The sequence below is a fragment of the Haloarcula amylolytica JCM 13557 genome, from assembly GCF_000336615.1.
In the GTDB taxonomy this organism is placed as follows: domain Archaea; phylum Halobacteriota; class Halobacteria; order Halobacteriales; family Haloarculaceae; genus Haloarcula; species Haloarcula amylolytica.
Genome location: NZ_AOLW01000075.1, coordinates 1 through 499 on the forward strand (window position 1 = coordinate 1; position 499 = coordinate 499).

1 pseudogene is annotated in these 499 nt (G+C 51.7%); it reads right to left on the reverse strand.

Annotation, left to right across the window (positions count from 1 at the left end):
• Nucleotides 1–209 precede the first annotated feature (209 nt).
• Nucleotides 210–499: pseudogene (locus C442_RS22555) on the reverse strand (hypothetical protein); the annotation flags it as partial.

Genomic DNA, 499 nt, shown 5'->3' on the forward strand with positions numbered 1-499 from the left:
TGGGACGCCCCTCACCCCGCTGGGGCGCAGAAAATTCGGTGACTAGAGCTGGTTAAAGCGTGATTCTATTCCCAGACAGGAGTGGTCAGTACAGTAACTGTAACTTGCAGACGACAAAAGCTCTGGTGCTAATCAGAATTGGTCGTGAACGAGACCTGCGACCGAGCTGAAACAAGGCCGTAAAAAAGACACTCTACCGATCATCAGCTCTATGGAGCGTCAGCTTCCCTGCTTATCAGGCGATACACTCCGCTCAGTAGCAGGATGACCCCCGCGAGCCCAGCCACGATACTAAGTGGCTCCACGAGGGCACACACCCTGCATGGATTTGATCCAGTGCCTATAGTGTATATAGTCCCGTTTTTTTCGACGTAGGTATAGTCCATTGTATCATCTGGATAGTCGAAATCTGGCGGTGACTGATTCACTGTGGCAATCCCATCAGCACGGAGTGCTTGGTCGAACACGTCTTGGCCCGCTGCTGAAAGGTTATTGTAAC